The organism is Chryseobacterium scophthalmum, from assembly GCF_900143185.1.
Taxonomy (GTDB): Bacteria; Bacteroidota; Bacteroidia; order Flavobacteriales; family Weeksellaceae; genus Chryseobacterium; species Chryseobacterium scophthalmum.
This window is the reverse complement of the sequence record NZ_FSRQ01000001.1, coordinates 1,723,631-1,742,001: the sequence shown is the minus strand read 5'-3', so window position 1 is coordinate 1,742,001 and position 18,371 is coordinate 1,723,631. Positions and strand designations below refer to the sequence as shown.

Genomic DNA, 18,371 nt, shown 5'->3' with positions numbered 1-18,371 from the left:
ATTATTCAAGGATGAATTTTTTTTAAAATTAAATGTTATCATCCAAATGTTTAAATCTAATTAAGGCATCATTTTTGAATTTTTACAGCAATAAAATATTTCAACATGAAAACCTTACACAAAATAGCCATTCCCGTTTCTTTAGGTATCATCGGTTTTTTAATATTCAATTCCTGTTCGGTCGGTATTCCCAAAGGCGCAACAGCCATCAAAAACTTTAATTCAGAAAAATATCTTGGTAGATGGTACGAAATTGCCCGTTTCGACTATAAATTCGAGAAAAATATGGATAATGTAACAGCTAATTATTCACTCAATCCTGACGGAACAATCAAAGTACAAAACAGAGGCTACGATTACATAAAAAAAGAATGGAAAGAATCAATTGGAGAGGCAAGATTCGTGAATGATCAATCTGAAGCGAGACTGAAAGTTTCCTTTTTTAAACCGATTTGGGCGGGTTATAACGTGATTGATATTGATGATGATTATCAAAATGCTCTCGTCGTAGGAAACAGCACAAAATACATCTGGATTTTATCCCGAAACAAAGAAATTCCAAACAGTATCAAAGAAAGATTCTTAGTAAAAGCCCAGAAATTAGGTTATAATACTGATAATTTAATTTGGGTAAAACACAATTAGTCATTGCGAGAAACGAAGCGACGAAGCAATCTCAAAATAATTTAACATTCAGTTTGTCACTCTGACGAAGAAAGAATCTCTACATAAAAAAAGATTCTTCACTCCATTTCATTGCGTTCAGAACGACAAACTGAATTATTTAGTTTAAGCTTTTATACTCTTTCCATTCCTGAAAACGATGATCGATAATCTGCTTCATCATGTCATAATTTTCGTAGGTATCTTCAATATGATAAAAAGTTTCGTATTCAAAATCATTTTCTTCGGCTACAGTATCAAAAATATTGATATAATCTGTAGCAAATGAACTGAATTTATCGGCAAAATCGGTTTCGTCAGCATAATAATCTTTGGCAAAACTATTTCCTAAATCATTCAAATCATATTCAGAAAATTTTCCATCCATAGATTCGATGACAAAGTCTGCTCCTGTGATTTCTCTTCTTTTTAATTTTTCGATTTCTTCTCCAACATCTTCTTTAAATTCTTCCGAAACCAAATCATTATTAATACACCAGTTCAAGAACATTCCGGTGTGTGTAGCGCTGTTTTTTTCAGGAATTCCTTCCGGAAAATCTCCTCCATAATGCCACGAAGCATCATCATATTTAGTCATAATCTTTATTATAGTTTCAGACAGTTTAAACCAAAGATATAAAAAATCATTTTCTTTTGTTCACTACAGAGATTTTCACGTCATTTGTATGGAATTTATTCAAAATTAAACACATGCAAAACGCAGTTCTTATCACCATTGGTGACGAAATTCTTTCAGGAAATACAGTTGATACCAATTCAAATTTTATTGCTACCGAACTTAAAAATATAGGCATAAAGGTTTCTCAGATCATTACCATTTCAGACGAAATAGAAACCATAAAAAGTACATTGAAGTCGGCTTTTGAAATGGGAGATTTGGTGATTACTACAGGAGGTTTGGGACCAACAAGAGATGATAAAACCAAAAAAGCTTTGGCCGAATTTTTTGATGATGAAATTGCTTTGGATGAAGCTACTTTTGAACATCTTAAAGCTTATATGGAAAGACGTGGTCGCATAGAAATTTTAGAAAGAAATCGTGAACAGGCTTTTGTGCCTACAAAATCTACGGTTTTTCAAAATCATTTCGGAACAGCACCTTGTATGATGATGCAACAAAACGGAAAACTTTCTTTCAGTTTACCAGGCGTTCCGTACGAAGTAAAACCTTTGATAAAAGACCAGATCATTCCTTATTTAAAAGAAAAATTTAATCTTAATTATATTTCTACAAGAATCGTTTCTGTAGTCGGAATTCCCGAAAGTATTTTGGCAGACCAAATTGAAGAATGGGAACTTGCTTTACCGAAAAATCTTGCTTTATCTTATCTTCCTGTCGGAACGAGGGTGAAACTGAGATTAACTGCTACAGGAACTGATGAAAATGTGTTGCAAGTTCAGCTTGAAGACGAAATTCAAAAATTATTTCCGATTATCGGAGAAAATATCATCGCAACTTCTGAAGATAAAATTGAGAAAATTTTAGGTGAAATTTTAAGCGAAAAAAAATTAACCATTTCGACTGCTGAAAGTTGTACGGGCGGAGAATTGGCTCTTTTGATCACTTCAAATCCGGGAAGCTCTAAATATTTTATTGGTGGAGTCGTAGCCTACGCAACGCAGAAAAAAACAGATATTCTTGGCGTTTCAGAAGGGATTATTGAACGTTTTACGGTTGTAAGCGAAGAAGTTGCACGCGAAATGGCAGAAGGGTGCCAAAATTTATTTAAAACTGATATTTCTCTTTCTACAACGGGTGTTGCAGGACCCGGAAAAGGTGAAGATGGAAAAGAGGTAGGATTGGTTTATTACACGATAAAAGTGAAAAATGAATCTCAAACTTTTAAATTGTATATGCCTCATTTAGACAGACAAGATTTTATTTATTTTGTCTCTCAGAAAATTATTCAGGATTTGGTGGGGATTTTAATTGCTCAATAAAATCCAATTCACAAAATAAATTAACTTTACCGTAACAAAATTTAAATTAAATATACATATTGTGTAAATTATTATTACAATGAAAAAATTAACACTTTCTTTGTTTTTATTAGCTGGAGTTTGTTCACAAAATACATTGAACGCTCAGACTAAATCTACCAAAACAATTACTACTGATAAAGGTTTAGACATCAGTTTGATGGATAAATCTGTTCGTCCGCAAGATGATTTTTACAATTACGTGAGCGGAACTTGGATGAAAACTGCAAAAATTCCTTCTGATAAACCAACATGGGGAAGTTTCAACAAATTGGCAGATGATACCGACAACAATTCAATGACCATCTTAAATTCTCTTCTTAAAGATAAATTTGCAGAGGGAAGTGAAGGTAAAAAAATCCAGGATTTGTACGCAACGTACATGAATATGAATAAGAGAAATGCAGACGGAATCAAGCCTATTCAGGAAAACATCGACAAAATTGATGCGATCAAGAATCTTGCTGATCTTCAGAATTATTTAATTTCAGTTACAAAAGACGGAGAAAATAATTTCTACGGATGGGGTGTTTATTCAGACTTGAAAGATTCTAATATGAATGCAGTTTACCTTGGTGATGCTTCATTAGGAATGGGTAGAGATTACTATCAAAAAGTAGATGCTAAAAACACAGAAGCTCTTGCGGAATATCAGAAGTATGTAGCTTCAATGCTGAAAGAATTAGGTTACAAAAATGCTGATGCTGCTGCAAAAGGAATTGTGGACTACGAAAAAAGCATTGCAAAACATTTGTTAACGAATGAGCAAAGCCGTGATAATACGCTTCAGTATAACCCTAAAACAATGGCTGAACTGAAGGCTTTGGTTAAAAATGTAGATATTCCTGCTTATCTTAAAAAAGTTGGAGTAAATACAGACAGAGTAATCATCGGTGAATTAGGATATTACAAAAACTTTGATCAACTGGTAAATGCTAAAACGCTTCCTGTGATCAAAGATTATTTGAAATTCCACATGATCAGCGGAAGTGCTTCTTATTTAAGTGAAAAATTAGGAGATGCAAAATTTGCTTTCTATGGTAAATATTTAAGAGGTCAGCAAGAGCAGAGAGCTTTAAACAAAAGAGGTTATGAGTTAATCAACGGTTCTTTGGGTGAAGCTTTCGGTAAATTATATGTTGAAAAATATTTCCCGGCTGAAGCAAAAGCTCAGATGGTTGAGTTGATCGATTACTTAAAGAAAAGTTTTGCAGTTCACATCAATGGTTTAACGTGGATGTCTGCTACAACTAAGGAAAAAGCAATGACTAAATTGAACAAATTTACAGTGAAAGTTGCTTATCCTGATACATGGAAAGATTATTCTAAATTGAATATCGTTCCTGAATCTAAAGGTGGAAATCTATACGCAAACCTTCAGAATATTTCTGAATGGCAGTACAATAAAGATTTAGCAAAAATCGGAAAACCAGTTGATAAAACAGAATGGGGAATGACTCCACAAACTGTAAATGCATATTACAATCCGGTATATAACGAAATCGTTTTCCCTGCTGCGATTCTTCAGCCACCATTCTTCAATCCTCAAGCGGATGCTGCGGTAAATTTTGGTGGAATCGGTGCGGTTATCGGTCATGAAATGAGCCACGGATTTGATGATTCAGGTGCACAGTTTGATGCAGAAGGTAATTTAGTTGACTGGTGGACTCCGGAAGACAAAGCAAACTTCGAAAAAGCAACTAAAGCTTTAGCTTCTCAATATGACAAATACGAGCCTGTAAAAGGAACTTTTGTAAACGGTACGTTCACGAACGGTGAAAACATTGCAGATTTAGGTGGTGTAAACATTGCTTACGATGCATTGCAAATGTATTTAAAAGATAAAGGAAACCCTGGATCAATCAGTGGTTATACTCAAGATCAAAGATTCTTCTTAAGCTGGGCAACCGTTTGGAGAACTTTATCAAGTGAGAAATATATGGTAAACCAAGTAAAAACAGATCCGCACTCTCCTGGATATTTCAGAAGTTTCGGTCCGTTAACAAACGTTGATGCTTTCTACAAAGCATTTGATGTAAAACCTGGTGATAAATTATACAAAAAACCAGAAGACAGAATTAAAATCTGGTAATCAGTATTTAAAATATTCAAAACCGTTCAGAAATGAGCGGTTTTTTTATTCAATAGGAACGGGCTTTAGCCCGTTTTCTAAATGGAATTTTCAAATGGCTTTAGCCAAAACCTTATATTTTCCAGTTGAATTTCAGGAATATATAAGAAACTCACAAAATTTATTTAACATATATTCCTATATTTGATCAAACTGTTTTACACATCAAAATTATTTTAATGAAAAAGCTAAATATTGCAGTACTTGCGTTTTCCGGTATTGTATTCTTAAACTCTTGTGGAACTACCAAAAATACCACTGCGACCGCAGAAAAAACTCCCACAAATATTGTTGTTGAGAATTCTTCACTCACCATTTATCCTGAAAATGGAATTAATTTATCTTATATGGATAAAACGGTTCGTCCGCAGGATGATTTCTTCAGTTATGTAAACGGAAATTGGGTGAAAGAAACTCAGATTCCTTCTGATAAAGCAAGTTGGGGATCTTTCAATGCGTTGAGAGAAAATGTAGATGATGCTTCTTTAGGTATTTTAAATAAAATTTTAACCGAGAAATATGCAGAAGGTTCTGAAGGACAAAAAATCCAGAATCTGTATGCATCTTTTATGGATGTTGAAAAAAGAAATGCCGCAGGAATTGCTCCCATCAAATCTGATTTAGCTAAAATTGATGCGATTAAAAATTTAAATGATCTTCAGAAATATCTTTTAGAGGCAACCAAATTGGGAGATAACTCTTTCTATGGTTGGAGAGTAAGCGCAGATATGAAAAATTCTAAAATGAATGCAGTTTATCTTGGCGGTCCGGATCTTGGTTTAGGAAGAGATTATTATCAAAAAGTAAATGAAGCCAACACAAAAACTTTAGCTGAATATCAAAATTATGTAGCTAAATTGTTTGTTGTTTTAGGATATAAAAACTCTGATGCTGCTGCAAAAAATGTAGTTGATTTTGAAAAGCAACTGGCTAATTATTTATTGACTTTAGAGCAAAACAGAGATGCCAATTTAAGATACAATCCTAAAAATGTTACTGAGCTTTCCGGTTTGGTAAAAAATGTAAATCTTGCTCAATATCTGAAAGATGCAGGAGTAAATACGGATAAAGTGATCGTTGGTGAACTGAAATATTACCAAAATATGGATCAGTTTATTAATCAGAAAAACCTTCCGTTGTTGAAAGATTATCTGAAATATCATGTCATCAATGGCAATGCAAGTAATTTGGGAGATAATTTAGATAACATCCGTTTCGATTTTTACTCTAAATATCTTCAGGGACAAAAAGAGCAAAGAGCGATGGACAAAAGAGGTTTGGCGCTTGTAAACGGAGTTTTGGGTGAAGCTTTTGGTAAACTGTATGTTGACAAATATTTTACTCCGGAATCTAAACAGCAGATGGAAATGTACATCGATTACATTTTAAAATCATTCAAAAAACATATCAATGATATGGATTGGATGTCGCCGGAAACTAAAGTAAAAGCTCAGGAAAAGCTGTCAAAATTCACAGTAAAAATCGCTTATCCGGATCAGTGGAAAGATTATTCTAAATTAAAAGTAGAATCTCTGGCTCAAGGCGCAACTTTATATTCAAACTTACAGAATGTTTCGGCTTGGCAATACCAAAAAAGCTTAGAAAAAGTAGGGAAACCTGTTGATAAAACGGAATGGGGAATGTCTCCACAAACCGTAAATGCATATTACAGCGGTTCAAATAACGAAATTGTTTTCCCAGCTGCAATTCTACAGCCACCTTTCTACAATCCAAAAGCTGATGCTGCGGTAAATTTCGGTGGGATTGGAGCGGTAATCGGTCATGAAATTTCTCATGGTTTCGATGACAGTGGTTCAAGATTCGATGGCGACGGAAACTTAAATAACTGGTGGACTGATCAGGATCGTAAGAATTTCGATGCAAAAGTGGGACAATTAGCGGCTCAATACAACGCTTACGAACCTGTAAAAGGAAGTTTTGTAAACGGAAAATTTACAAGCGGTGAAAATATTGGTGATTTAGGCGGAGTAGCAGTTGCGTATGATGCACTTCAAATGTATTTAAAAGATAAAGGAAATGTTGGTTTGATTAGCGGATTTAATCAGGATCAGAGATTTTTCATGAGCTGGGCTACAGTTTGGAGAACGAAATCTACCGATCAGTATATGATGAATCAGGTGAAAACAGATCCGCATTCACCGGGATATTTCAGAGCTTTCGGACCGTTGGTAAATCAGGATTCTTTCATGAAAGCATTCGATATTAAACCAGGGGATAAATTATATAAAGCTCCTGCTGAAAGAATTAAAATCTGGTAATTTTACGACAATAATATACTGTTAAAACGCATCATTTTGGTGCGTTTTTTTATTTGTTTTTCCTAGATTAGTGACACCAAAACATATTAATAATCATTCAATTATCATCGGTAATTTGATTTATTTTAATAAAAATCTTCACAAAATTTTGTATGTTACAGTTTTTTTATAAATTTAAGCAATGGATTGGTCAAAAGTTTGCTAATCCAAAACCAAAATCAACAATCTCAAAATAATAATAATATGGCAATGTTTAATTATGGTGTTGGCGGAAACGAAGTCAAGGTCGACGCTAATGAAGCTATTCAGGAAATTCAGGAGAACAAATCTCTTATCGTAAGCCAGCTTACAACCGACGAATCTTATGTTCCCGAAATTGTTACAGGATTAAAAACCGTAGATGATGTTTTCAGACACTTTCAACCTTCTGTCGCCGTACAACACGAAACAGAGGAAGGAAGCGTAGTAGAAGAAGAATTCCGTTTTCAGAATCTTGCAGACTTTACTCCCAAAAATCTTGTTCAGAAATCAGATTATCTTCAGCAGCTCAGCATGGAGCAGGAGCAGTACAATAAAATCGTACGTCAGCTGAAAACCAATAAGATTCTTCGCAATATGTTGGAAAATGAGCAGACCAGAGCTGCTTTTATTGAAGCATTGAAAGATGTCGCACAAGAACTTGAAAAATAATTTAAAGTACCTACACAAATATTATGGATAGTAAATTACAGGCTGCAGAAGGCCAACAGCATAGTCAACAGCAGCAGGCTGGAAGACCGAAAGGAAATCCGCTTGAAGAATTAAATAAAATCGGAGGTTTTGGCTTTATAGAATCTGTCGTAGACGGGATTGCCAATATGAACCCGACCAGAAAAGCAAGAAAAGAAATTTTCCTGAATGATGGTAATAAAAATGATGAAAGAAAAGAACTTCTACAGAAAATCAATCTGTGGGTAGAGCTTTTAAACAGCAACGATTCTGCTGAAAAAATGGCAGATATCTGCAAAAATAAAGCACAAGCAGCAGATCAGAATTTAAAATTAAATCTTAAAAATTCTCTCGATGCTGTTCGTCAGCTGGAAACTTCTTACAGAACAGTTGCTCAGTTTTATAAAAATACAGAATTAGACAAAGTAGATAATGTAAGCATTGTAAATGCAACGCTAGAGCAGGTTTCAGATTTAGATAACCCGTTATTTATTGATGCTATTTCTGAAGAATTTAAAAACTATTATGATCGTTTAGATTTAAGAGATAACTATTCTATTTTGGCAATTCCGGGGTATTTAGGATCTAATAAAGTAATTGAAAAATGGGCGAAAATCTGTAACGAAAACAAAGTAATGATGGTTACCGATTTTGCCAACCTTGATAAACCGGATGATGTGGTAGATTTATTCCACTCTGCAAACCTTACAGGTGGCGAATTGCACAGAAGTAATGTTATTATGACTTGTAACTGGTTAGTTGGTCGTGGTAGAGCAGAAGAAGTGGGTGAAGAAGAAAACGTGGAACTTCCACCTTCAACTTCATTGGCTGGAAAAATTCACAAAACATTAATGTCACAAGTTGCTGCCGGTAAAAAACACGGTAATATCAACGAAGTAGACGCTGTAAAATTTGAATTAAAGAAAAGTGAAATTTCTCAGCTAGAAAAAATGGGGCTTGTTCCTATGGTAAACGAGTACGGAAAAATCATGGCATTCTCTGCAAAAACATTGTTTACAGGAGATAATATTGGTCTTCAGACGTATTCTGTAGTTCGTGTATTCGATTATGTAACTAAAGTTTTACTGGATTTCTTAAACAGAAGAGCCTTCGAAAACTGGAATGCAAAAAACGAAGACGATTTGAGAAAGCAGATTGTAAGTTTCTTAGACGGTATCAAGGGAGCTGATAAATTAATCGAAAAGTTCAAAATTGTTCGTTTCGAGCAGGATAAAGTGAATAAAGACAGAGTTTGGCTAGATATCAGACTGACTCCTTATTTCCCGACAAAAAGTTTTGTGATCAAACTTGACGGTCACAAAGGTGATGACGGTAACGAGTGGGATGCAGAATATATCCAGGATTAATCTTCCTAATATTTAATATAAAAACCGGTGCGTCAAAAACATCGGTTTTTTATTTCTAATTATTTTAAAAACGGTTTAATGAAAAATTTCACGTTTTACATTTTGTTCGCTTTTCTGTTGTTTTCTGTTTTAAGCTGTGAAAAAGAATATCAGCGGCCTCGAAAATATGAGATTGATCTTTTTAAAAACGAAAAAAAAGACAGCAATCAGGCTTATGTAATGTCTGAAGACGAAGCTTACGGAATCAGCGATATGGTCGTGGCAAGTTCAGATATTTCTGTTACCGACAGTTCTTCAGGTCGAGGTAAGGCAATTTATATTTACAGCATCAATTCGGGAGATTTATTATTCAGCAAAAGAGATTCTGTAATTTCGTATCCGTATCGGTTTCTTTCAAATCAGAGATTAAATCTTAAAAAAGAAAAAAATGATTCGGTGTATGTTTTTTTAGAAAAGCTTAAAGGGTATAAATCTATTGCAGAGATGAAACAAATCAAATATCAATGGTTAAAAGGAGCACCTGTTTATCTTCTTGATAACGCAAAAAAATAATTTTATCTTTGCCTCATTAAATGAATTGGTTTTTTGGAAAAGAATAAAAAGAACTCAGACTTTCTTCACATCGGGAACAAGCTGTTGAAGTGGTATGATAAAAATGCGAGAGATTTGCCGTTCAGAAAAACCAAAGATCCTTATAAAATCTGGATTTGTGAGATTGTTTTTCAGCAAACCAGAATTGCTCAGGGTTTAAATCATTACAATAATTTCATCGAAAGATTTCCCGACGTGAAAACTTTGGCAGAATCTCCTGAAGATGAGGTTTTATTATATTGGAAAGGTTTGGGATATTATTCCCGTGCCATCAATATTCATAAAGCGTCGCAACAAATTATTCACGATTACAATGGAATTTTTCCTTCCGATTATGAAGAAATTTTAAAACTAAAAGGAATTGGAAAATATACTGCTGCAGCCGTTTCCAGTATTTGTTTCGGTGGAAAAATACCTGCAGTTGACGGAAATTTCTACCGAGTTTTAAGTAGAATTTTTGCCGATGATTTTGATATTTCCAATTCGAGAGCTTTCAATTATTTTTCAGAATTATCAGCTTTGATTATGCCTGCAAATGTGGGTGATTTTAATCAGGCAATGATGGATTTAGGTTCGGAAATCTGCAAACCAAAAAATCCTTTATGTGGAGAATGTCCTGTCAATAATGATTGCTTGGCTTTTTCATTAAATAAAATCTCAGAATTTCCTGTTAAAACTAAGAAAGTAAAAGCACAGGATTTACAATTACAATATTATTTTGTTCACCGAAACGGACAGTTTTTAATTCAGCAAAGAAAAGACGATTTTATCTGGAAAAAACTATTTGAATTTCCACCAACAATTTCTGATGATTTAAATCCATTTATTAAAAGTGTAAAAACCATCAATCATAAGCTTACCCACAAAAATTTAAGCATAGAAATTTTTAATGTTGAAGTTGATTCTGAAACAGCTTGGGAAAGTTTTATTGCTCAAAACAATTACATTGTAACCGATGTTGAAGCTTCTCACGAAAGATCATTTCCAAAACCTTTGGAAAATTATATTCAACATTACGATGTAGCGTATAAAATTCTATAATTAAAGTTTAGTTTGTCATTATCTATTAATTTAAAAAAGAGATTCTTCACTATGCTTTGCTTCTTTCAGAATGACAAAAATACCTACTTTATTAACTTTGCTAAGTGAAACGCTTTTGTGAACGAAAAATATGCAGTAAATGATGAAAAAAAAATCTTTGCGGACTTTGCGTTAAAAAAATCTTCTCCAACAAATTTCAAAACTCATTGAAATGCTGAAATTTGTCTCCCAAAATCTAAATCTAATTTGTATTTTTGCAAAATGATTAAAAAAGTCATTTTTATTTTTGTTTCGATGCTGATTATATCGTGCGGAAAAGAGAGTACTCCCAAACCTTACGGCGAGTTGAGATTAGAATATCCTGCACCAAAATATCATAAATTTGAGCCTAATTGTCTGTATTCTTTTGAAGCTTCAGATTATGCCAAAATTTATGATGCAAAGAAACCTTGTTGGTATTATCTGAACTATCCTAAAATGAAGGCGAAGATTTTCCTGACGTATTACCCAATCAACAACGATTTTGCTCAACAGATTATGGAAACCGAAAAAATGGTTTACAAACATACTGTGAAAGCAAGTTCTATCGATACAAAATCTTTTGAATATCCTGAGAAAAAAGTCTACGGAAATTTTTATGAGTTGAAAGGTCAGGCTGCATCTAATCTGCAGTTTTATGCAACCGACAGTACAAAACATTTCGTGACGGGATATTTATACTTCAATTCTAGACCAAAACCAGATTCTTTAGCTCCTGCAATTGATTATATCAAAAAAGATATGATGCATTTGCTGGATACTTTTGAATGGAAAAAATAAATTTTAAAATATAAAAAATACATATGACATCGGTAGATTGCATATGACAATTAAAAATAAAATAAAAAATACATATGAAACTTTTAGTCGTAGGAAGCGTGGCATTTGATGCAATTGAGACGCCGTTTGGGAAAACAGATAAAATTTTAGGTGGAGCAGCTACTTATATCGGGATTACATCTTCTATTTTAGGAGTGAAATCTGGAATTGTATCTGTAGTTGGAGGAGATTTCCCACAAGAATACCTTGATAAATTTACCAATAGAGACGTAAATATTGAAGGAATTGAAATTGTAAAAGAAGGGAAAACGTTTTTCTGGGCAGGAAAATATCATAATGATTTAAATACAAGAGACACTTTAGCGACTGAAGTAAATGTTTTGGAAAACTTTGATCCAAAAATTCCAGATTCTATGCAGGATGCAGAAATTTTGTTATTAGGAAATCTTCACCCTGGAGTTCAGCTTTCAGTACTTGAAAAAATGAATCAGCGTCCTAAATTGGTTATTTTAGATACAATGAATTTCTGGATGGATTCTGCAATGGATATTCTGAAAGATATGATTGCTAAAACTGACGTAATCAGTATTAACGATGAAGAAGCAAGACAGCTTTCAGGAGAATACTCTTTAGTAAAAGCAGCTAAAAAGATCCATACAATGGGACCTGAGTATGTAATTATCAAAAAAGGAGAGCACGGTGCTTTGCTTTTCCACGATAATAAAGTATTCGCAATTCCTGCGCTTCCATTGGAAGAAGTTTTCGATCCGACTGGAGCGGGTGATACTTTCGCAGGTGGTTTTGCAGCGTATCTTGCTAAAAAAAGTAAATTCGATTTCGAAACAATGAAGTCTGCATTAATTGTAGGTTCTGCAATGGCATCTTTCACGGTAGAAAAATTCGGAACTGAAAGAATTGAGGAGGTAAACGAAGCTGATATTTCTAAGAGATTGGAGCAATTTAAAGAATTGACAACTTTTAATGTCGAATTGCAATAAATCATCTCTTTTTAAGAAATATTTATAATAAAAAATTGAGTGCAATTCATTAAGAATTCTAAATTTGCAACTTGTTTAAAATAGTATAATGATAAATAAACTAAAAATCACTTTCCTTTTGGGAGTTTTCACGATGTTGTTCTCTGGAAACATCAACGCTCAGCTAAAGAAAGGACAGTTGGTAGACGGTATTGCGGCAGTAATTGGTGATGAGATCGTTTTGGAATCTGATGTTGAAGAGCAGATGAATTACGGAAAACAACAGGGTGCCTCAACAACCGACAGATGTGAGTTTTTGGAAAACTTAATCAATAATAAACTTCTGGTTTACGAAGCAAAAAGAGATACCTTGATTGATAACCGTTCTGCGGCAATTAAAGAAGGAGCAAATGCAAAGTACAACCAATTGCTTTCTCAATTTCCAGACGAAAAGTCTATGTTGGCTGCTTATAAGTTCAGAAACCAATTTGAGATGAAAAATGCCATCGAAAAAATTGATACCGATCAATATTACGGGCAGGCAAAATATGGAAGAATTACAGAAAAAGCCGATGTTACTCCAAATGAAGTAACCGATTTTTTCAATTTGTATAAATCTCAGCTTCCCGAAATAAAAGATGAGGTTTCTCTTTCTCAGATTATGATGTATCCTAAATTGACGGAAGCTCATAAAGAGGAATTGATTAATAAACTTAAAAAAATCAAAGCTGATATTGTAGGTGGAGAAAGTTTTGAGAGTCAGGCAAGAATTTATTCTGAAGATCAGGGAACAGCTCCAAATGGAGGTTTGATGAAAAATATCTTTAAAGGACAAATGGTAAAGCCTTTCGAAGCTGCAGCATTAAACCTACAGGAAGGTGAAATTTCAGATCCTATTGAATCTGAATTCGGATACCATGTTATTCAGTTGGTGAAAAAGTCTGGTAAAGCTTATGACGCAAGACATATTCTTTTAATGGCAACTCCTACAGAGGCTGAAATTACTACAGCAAAACAAAAACTTGACAGTATTAGAGGTTTAATCTTGGCTGAGAAAATAAGCTTTAAAGATGCTACATTTAAATTTTCAGATGATAAAAGAACGAAATTCAATGCTGGAGTTATTACCGGAGGAGATGGTTCTAGTAAAATCGAAAGAGAAAGTGTTCCGGGAGTGATTAGCTATGAACTTGCCGGTCTTAACAAAAGTGATATTACCACTGCTTTTGATGATGAAGACGAAAGAAAAAGAAAAGTGGTAAAGATTATTAAAGTGGAAGATGTTATTCCTTCACACCAGATCACTCTTGAAACAGATTACGACAGAATCAAACAGATGGCTCTTAACAAGAAAAAAAGTGAAATGATCGAGAAGTTTGTTAATTCAAAACTTCCAACCACATTTATTTCTATAGACGGGCGATATGATAATTGTGATTTTAAAGGGAACTGGAAAAAAGAATCTCTTAAAAAATAATAAAAAAACCTTCAGAACTTTCTGGAGGTTTTTTTATGAAAATATATCTTAGATGTATCATAGAATCTATGTTTTTAGTATTTTTACCTTATGAGTAATTTTATAGATTTCAATTCCGCTAAAAAGCTTCATGAAATGAACGAAAATAAAAACAGAGTCACAGAACTTTTCAATATTCAATATCCCATAATTCAGGCCGGTATGATTTGGCATTCAGGTTGGAGGCTGGCTTCGGCGGTTTCAAACTGTGGCGGACTGGGCTTAATTGGTTCAGCAAGTATGTATCCCGATATTTTACGCGAAAATATTCAGAAATGCAAGAAAGCTACCGATAAACCTTTTGGCGTAAATGTCGCTTTGCTTTACCCCAATTTAGAAGAAATCATCAATATTATTTTGGAAGAAGGCGTGAAAATAGTTTTCACTTCTGCTGGAAGCCCTAAAACGTACACCGAAACTCTTCAAAAGGAAGGTTTAAAAGTAGCTCACGTAGTTTCTTCAACCAAGTTTGCGGTTAAGTGTGAAGAAGCTGGAGTTGATGCCATTGTCGCAGAAGGCTTTGAAGCAGGAGGTCACAACGGAAGAGATGAAACAACGACTTTTTGTTTAATCCCAAATGTGAAAAAACATATTTCTAAACCATTAATTGCAGCAGGTGGAATTGCTTTGGGTTCTCAAATGAAAGCTGCCATGATTTTAGGAGCAGACGGAGTTCAGATCGGAAGCCGTTTTGCAGCAACACGAGAAGCAAGTGCTCATGAAAACTGGAAAAAGAAAATTACGGAACTGAATGAAGGTGATACGCTTCTTACGTTAAAAGAATTGGCACCTGTAAGAATGGTTAAAAACAAATTCTTTAATGAGCTGGAAGAAATATACAATGTAGGACGAAATGCAGAAGCTTTGGTCGCTTCTTTAGGCAGAGCAAGGGCTAAAAAAGGAATGTTTGAAGGTGATATGGAAGAAGGCGAATTGGAAATTGGTCAGGTTTCAGCTTTAATTGATGAAGTTCTTCCTGTGGAAACGGTTTTTGCCAACCTTTTAAAAGAATTTAATGAAACAAAAAATCCTAGTTTATAAATAATGATTGAAGAGGTAATTGATGTAAAGGGGAAAAACTTATTTATAAAATTTAATAATTCATTCGAAAATAAACCCACCATCATTTTTTTACATGACTCTTTAGGTTCAGTTCAGCTTTGGAGGGATTTTCCTGAAAAATTAGCAGAAGCGACCCAATGTAATGTTTTAGTATATGATCGTTTAGGATATGGAAAATCTTTTCCGATGACTACCCATGAAAGGGAAAATAATTACATGGAACAGGAAGCAGATGTATTGAATGATTTGCTTTCTGAATTGAATATTAATGATTCCATTCTTTTCGGGCACAGCGATGGTGGAACAATTGCTCTAATTGCCGCATCAAAATATCCTGAAAAAGTAAAAGCTGTAATCTGTGAAGCCGGACATATATTTGTTGAAGATATAACGGTAAAAGGAGTGGAAGAAGCATTAAATGCTTACAACACCACAAACCTACCTCAACGTCTGGAAAAATATCATGGTGACAAAGTAGAAATGATTGTGAAAGCATGGACTGAAATTTGGCTTAACGACAAGTTCAGAAGCTGGAATATTGAGTATTTATTGAAAAATATAATAAGTCCGCTATTATTTATTCAGGGAGAAAATGATGAATATGGAACTCTAAACCAAGTTGAAAAAACAGTTTCGCAGGTTAAAGGAACTGCCGATAAATTTATTATTCCTAATGTTGGACATACGCCACACAAAGAATCTCCGGAAATAGTTTTAAATAAATCAATTGAATTTATAAATTCTGTAATGAATTAATTCGCTAAAAAAATTCCCCTCCTTTGGAGGGGTGGCGAAAATTCAAAGAATTTTTGACGGGGTGGTTAAAAAACGTCACCAAAATATATATATATATTATCAATAGTGTCAATATGAGCGGGCTTTAGCCCGCTTAATTTTTAAACAAAAGTTTTTAAACAAAATCTATAAACCTTTCAATTCAAATTCTAAATTTTCTCTCGCCTGAGTTTCATATTTATTCCTAAAAAATTCAGTTTTAAAAATACTTTCCAGCTCTAAAAAATGTTGCAAAACCTTTTTTCTTCCCGGCTTATAAAGAAAATCCGGATAAATAGAATATTCTTTTCTAATCTGTTTTGTATATTCTGAATAAGCTTCACTGCTTTTTCCAAGAACTGATAAATCGGCATCTAAAAGAAAATTGGTGTCTTCATTTTCAGATTTTTGATGAGATTTTGTAGCTAAAATATGCTCGTAAACTTGTTGTAAATCCTCATTATTCAGACCTAAGATTTCAAGTCTTTCTTTTGCAATATCTGCACTTTTTTCTTCGTTCAATTTCGAAGTCGCATCATAAATTACATCATGATAAAAAATCGAAAATGAAATAGTATTGAAATTTTTGATTTTATCTTTTACATACTCAATTTCTTCAAACAGAGTTTCTAAATGTTGAAGATTATGATAATGCCTGCTTTTTCCTGAATATTTTTTCTCTATTTCAAACCAAAATTTTTCAATTAGAATTTTATCTTTAGTAAAATTCAGACAAAGCGATTCAAATCTATCTTTTAAAATCATATGATCAGGTTTAATTAAATAAAAAAAGGAACTTAAAAAGTTCCTTCTGTTTGTTATAAACTTGCTTTCAAATCAGCCCAGCCTCCGCCGTTGTAGCCGTCTTTTAAACCTTGAGAATTAAGATATTCTAAAGCTTTTCCGCTTCTGTTTCCACTTCTGCAGAACAAAACAACAGGCTTTTCGATAGATAAGATTTCTTCTTTTCTGTCTTCAACTTCTCCTAAAGGAATATTGGTTGCTCCTTCTATATTTCCGTCCATTTCAAGCTCCATTGGCTCACGAACGTCGATTAATGCATAATTTCCTGATTGTAATACATCTGCTAATGACATAATGTTTAAAATTTTTGAGTTAAAATTACAATTTAGATGAATGAAGATTTTCAACTATCCAAACTCCAACAAATTTATAAAATAATCTTAGTTTTGCAATGCGAAATCTATGAATTCAACTGCTGAAAAATATTCTCAATTAATAAAATCTAAAGCTAAAAGTTTTGGGTTTCAGAATTGTGGAATTTCCAAAGCTGATTTCCTGGAAGAAGATGCACGTCATTTGGAAAAATGGCTTAAAAATAACTTCCATGGCGAAATGAAATACATGGAAAATCATTTCGATAAAAGATTAGATCCAAGATTGTTAGTAGAAGGTTCCAAATCGGTGATTTCGCTTTCTTACAACTATTTTCCTGAAGAGAAAATTTCTGCATTAGAGAATTTTAAAATTTCAAAATATGCGTATGCTGAAGATTATCACGAAGTGGTAAAAGAAATTCTGCGCGATATGATTTCTGAATTGCGGGAAGAAATCGGAGATTTTGGTTTCCGTGTTTTCGTAGATTCAGCTCCGGTTTTGGAAAGAAGTTGGGCAAAAAAATCAGGAATTGGCTGGGTTGGGAAAAATGCCAACTTAATAACCAAACAAAGTGGATCGTTTTATTTTTTAGCTGAAATTATTTGTGATTTAGATTTGATTCCGGATCATGAAACAACAGATCATTGTGGAAGCTGCAGAAAATGTATTGATGCTTGTCCGACAGATGCGATTGTTTCGGAGAAAATTGTTGATGGAAGTAAGTGTATTTCATATGCAACTATCGAATTAAAAACTGAAATTCCAGATTACTTTAAAGATAAAATGGAAGACTGGATGTTTGGTTGCGACATTTGTCAGGATGTTTGTCCGTGGAATCGTTTTTCGGCGCCGAATCTTCAGGCTAAATTTAAACCTAATGATGCTTTAAAAAATTTCAAAAAAGGAGAATGGAAAGAATTAACTCAGGAAATATTCTCCGAAATATTCAGGAGATCACCTGTGAAGCGTACAAAATTTGCCGGTTTAAAAAGAAATATTGAGTTTTTGAATCAGTCTTCAAAAGAATTATAGTAAAATATAAAGGTGAAAAAACCTGTTCGGAAATTGTACTCTCCAAAAATAATGAGGTTATTGTATCATTCCTTAAAACTTCAGTTTTAAAGAAATAAAAGATTTTGATTCATAAAAGTTTAAAAAGTCCTTTCTACAAAAGAAAAATTGACTTTCAAAAAGAGAATGTCTTTAAGAAAATCAACGTTTTTTCTGGGTTCTTTTAGGAGCTGTTTTTACTCTTACTTTAAATCTTTTTTGGGATTTCGTGTTTTTAAGCATATTTGTGAATGTTTGTTAGTTAAATTTAAT

Annotated in this window: 17 protein-coding genes; 14 read left to right on the top strand and 3 right to left on the bottom strand. The window is 33.5% G+C overall.

Annotated elements, in window-relative coordinates; all coding sequences use genetic code 11:
* Nucleotides 1-105 precede the first annotated feature (105 nt).
* Nucleotides 106-645, top strand: a complete 540-nt coding sequence (locus BUR17_RS07815) for a lipocalin family protein (protein WP_074229742.1) — start codon at nt 106-108, stop codon at nt 643-645.
* A gap of 139 nt (nt 646-784) precedes the next feature.
* On the opposite strand, the gene BUR17_RS07810 is transcribed toward BUR17_RS07815, so the two are convergent.
* On the bottom strand, nt 785-1,261 hold the full coding sequence (locus BUR17_RS07810) for a DUF7832 domain-containing protein (protein WP_074229741.1): 477 nt from the start codon (nt 1,259-1,261) through the stop codon (nt 785-787).
* A 113-nt stretch (nt 1,262-1,374) separates the two neighbouring features.
* Here BUR17_RS07810 and BUR17_RS07805 point away from each other — a divergent pair, with 113 nt between their 5' ends.
* The 12 genes from BUR17_RS07805 (at nt 1,375) to BUR17_RS07750 (ending at nt 15,911) form a co-directional block, all read left to right on the top strand.
* Nucleotides 1,375-2,625, top strand: a complete 1,251-nt coding sequence (locus BUR17_RS07805) for a CinA family nicotinamide mononucleotide deamidase-related protein (protein WP_074229740.1) — start codon at nt 1,375-1,377, stop codon at nt 2,623-2,625.
* 79 nt (nt 2,626-2,704) lie between these two features.
* A complete protein-coding gene (locus tag BUR17_RS07800) occupies nt 2,705-4,756 on the top strand; it encodes a M13 family metallopeptidase (RefSeq protein ID WP_074229739.1) in 2,052 nt (683 codons plus the stop codon).
* A 218-nt stretch (nt 4,757-4,974) separates the two neighbouring features.
* Nucleotides 4,975-7,074 (top strand): M13 family metallopeptidase, encoded by a 2,100-nt coding sequence (locus BUR17_RS07795; protein WP_074229738.1) that lies wholly within the window; start codon nt 4,975-4,977, stop codon nt 7,072-7,074.
* A 243-nt stretch (nt 7,075-7,317) separates the two neighbouring features.
* Nucleotides 7,318-7,764 (top strand): type VI secretion system contractile sheath small subunit, encoded by a 447-nt coding sequence (locus BUR17_RS07790; RefSeq protein ID WP_074230261.1) that lies wholly within the window; start codon nt 7,318-7,320, stop codon nt 7,762-7,764.
* A 23-nt stretch (nt 7,765-7,787) separates the two neighbouring features.
* On the top strand, nt 7,788-9,149 hold the full coding sequence (locus tag BUR17_RS07785; protein WP_074229737.1) for a DUF5458 family protein: 1,362 nt from the start codon (nt 7,788-7,790) through the stop codon (nt 9,147-9,149).
* A 78-nt stretch (nt 9,150-9,227) separates the two neighbouring features.
* Entirely contained in the window at nt 9,228-9,701 is a 474-nt protein-coding gene (locus BUR17_RS07780; protein ID WP_074229736.1) for a hypothetical protein, read from the top strand.
* A gap of 33 nt (nt 9,702-9,734) precedes the next feature.
* Nucleotides 9,735-10,781 carry an A/G-specific adenine glycosylase gene (mutY, locus tag BUR17_RS07775; RefSeq protein ID WP_074229735.1) on the top strand — a complete coding sequence of 349 codons (1,047 nt, stop codon included), beginning with the start codon at nt 9,735-9,737 and terminating at the stop codon, nt 10,779-10,781.
* A 261-nt stretch (nt 10,782-11,042) separates the two neighbouring features.
* Nucleotides 11,043-11,600 (top strand): gliding motility lipoprotein GldD, encoded by a 558-nt coding sequence (gene gldD, locus BUR17_RS07770; RefSeq protein ID WP_074229734.1) that lies wholly within the window; start codon nt 11,043-11,045, stop codon nt 11,598-11,600.
* Between the two features lie 74 nt (nt 11,601-11,674).
* Nucleotides 11,675-12,598 (top strand): PfkB family carbohydrate kinase, encoded by a 924-nt coding sequence (locus BUR17_RS07765; protein WP_074229733.1) that lies wholly within the window; start codon nt 11,675-11,677, stop codon nt 12,596-12,598.
* 88 nt (nt 12,599-12,686) lie between these two features.
* The gene (locus tag BUR17_RS07760) at nt 12,687-14,054 is read left to right on the top strand and encodes a peptidylprolyl isomerase (RefSeq protein ID WP_074229732.1); all 1,368 of its coding nucleotides are present in this window, start codon (nt 12,687-12,689) and stop codon (nt 14,052-14,054) included.
* A gap of 90 nt (nt 14,055-14,144) precedes the next feature.
* Nucleotides 14,145-15,134, top strand: a complete 990-nt coding sequence (locus tag BUR17_RS07755) for an NAD(P)H-dependent flavin oxidoreductase (protein WP_228418631.1) — start codon at nt 14,145-14,147, stop codon at nt 15,132-15,134.
* 3 nt (nt 15,135-15,137) lie between these two features.
* On the top strand, nt 15,138-15,911 hold the full coding sequence (locus BUR17_RS07750; RefSeq protein ID WP_074229731.1) for an alpha/beta fold hydrolase: 774 nt from the start codon (nt 15,138-15,140) through the stop codon (nt 15,909-15,911).
* A 165-nt stretch (nt 15,912-16,076) separates the two neighbouring features.
* Here the strand turns inward: BUR17_RS07750 and BUR17_RS07745 are convergent, their stop codons facing one another.
* Entirely contained in the window at nt 16,077-16,694 is a 618-nt protein-coding gene (locus BUR17_RS07745) for an HD domain-containing protein (RefSeq protein WP_074229730.1), read from the bottom strand.
* 53 nt (nt 16,695-16,747) lie between these two features.
* Complete coding sequence (locus BUR17_RS07740) at nt 16,748-17,026, bottom strand: rhodanese-like domain-containing protein (RefSeq protein ID WP_074229729.1); 279 nt, start codon at nt 17,024-17,026, stop codon at nt 16,748-16,750.
* A gap of 109 nt (nt 17,027-17,135) precedes the next feature.
* Here BUR17_RS07740 and queG point away from each other — a divergent pair, with 109 nt between their 5' ends.
* Nucleotides 17,136-18,080 (top strand): tRNA epoxyqueuosine(34) reductase QueG, encoded by a 945-nt coding sequence (gene queG / locus BUR17_RS07735; RefSeq protein WP_074229728.1) that lies wholly within the window; start codon nt 17,136-17,138, stop codon nt 18,078-18,080.
* Nucleotides 18,081-18,371 lie beyond the last annotated feature (291 nt).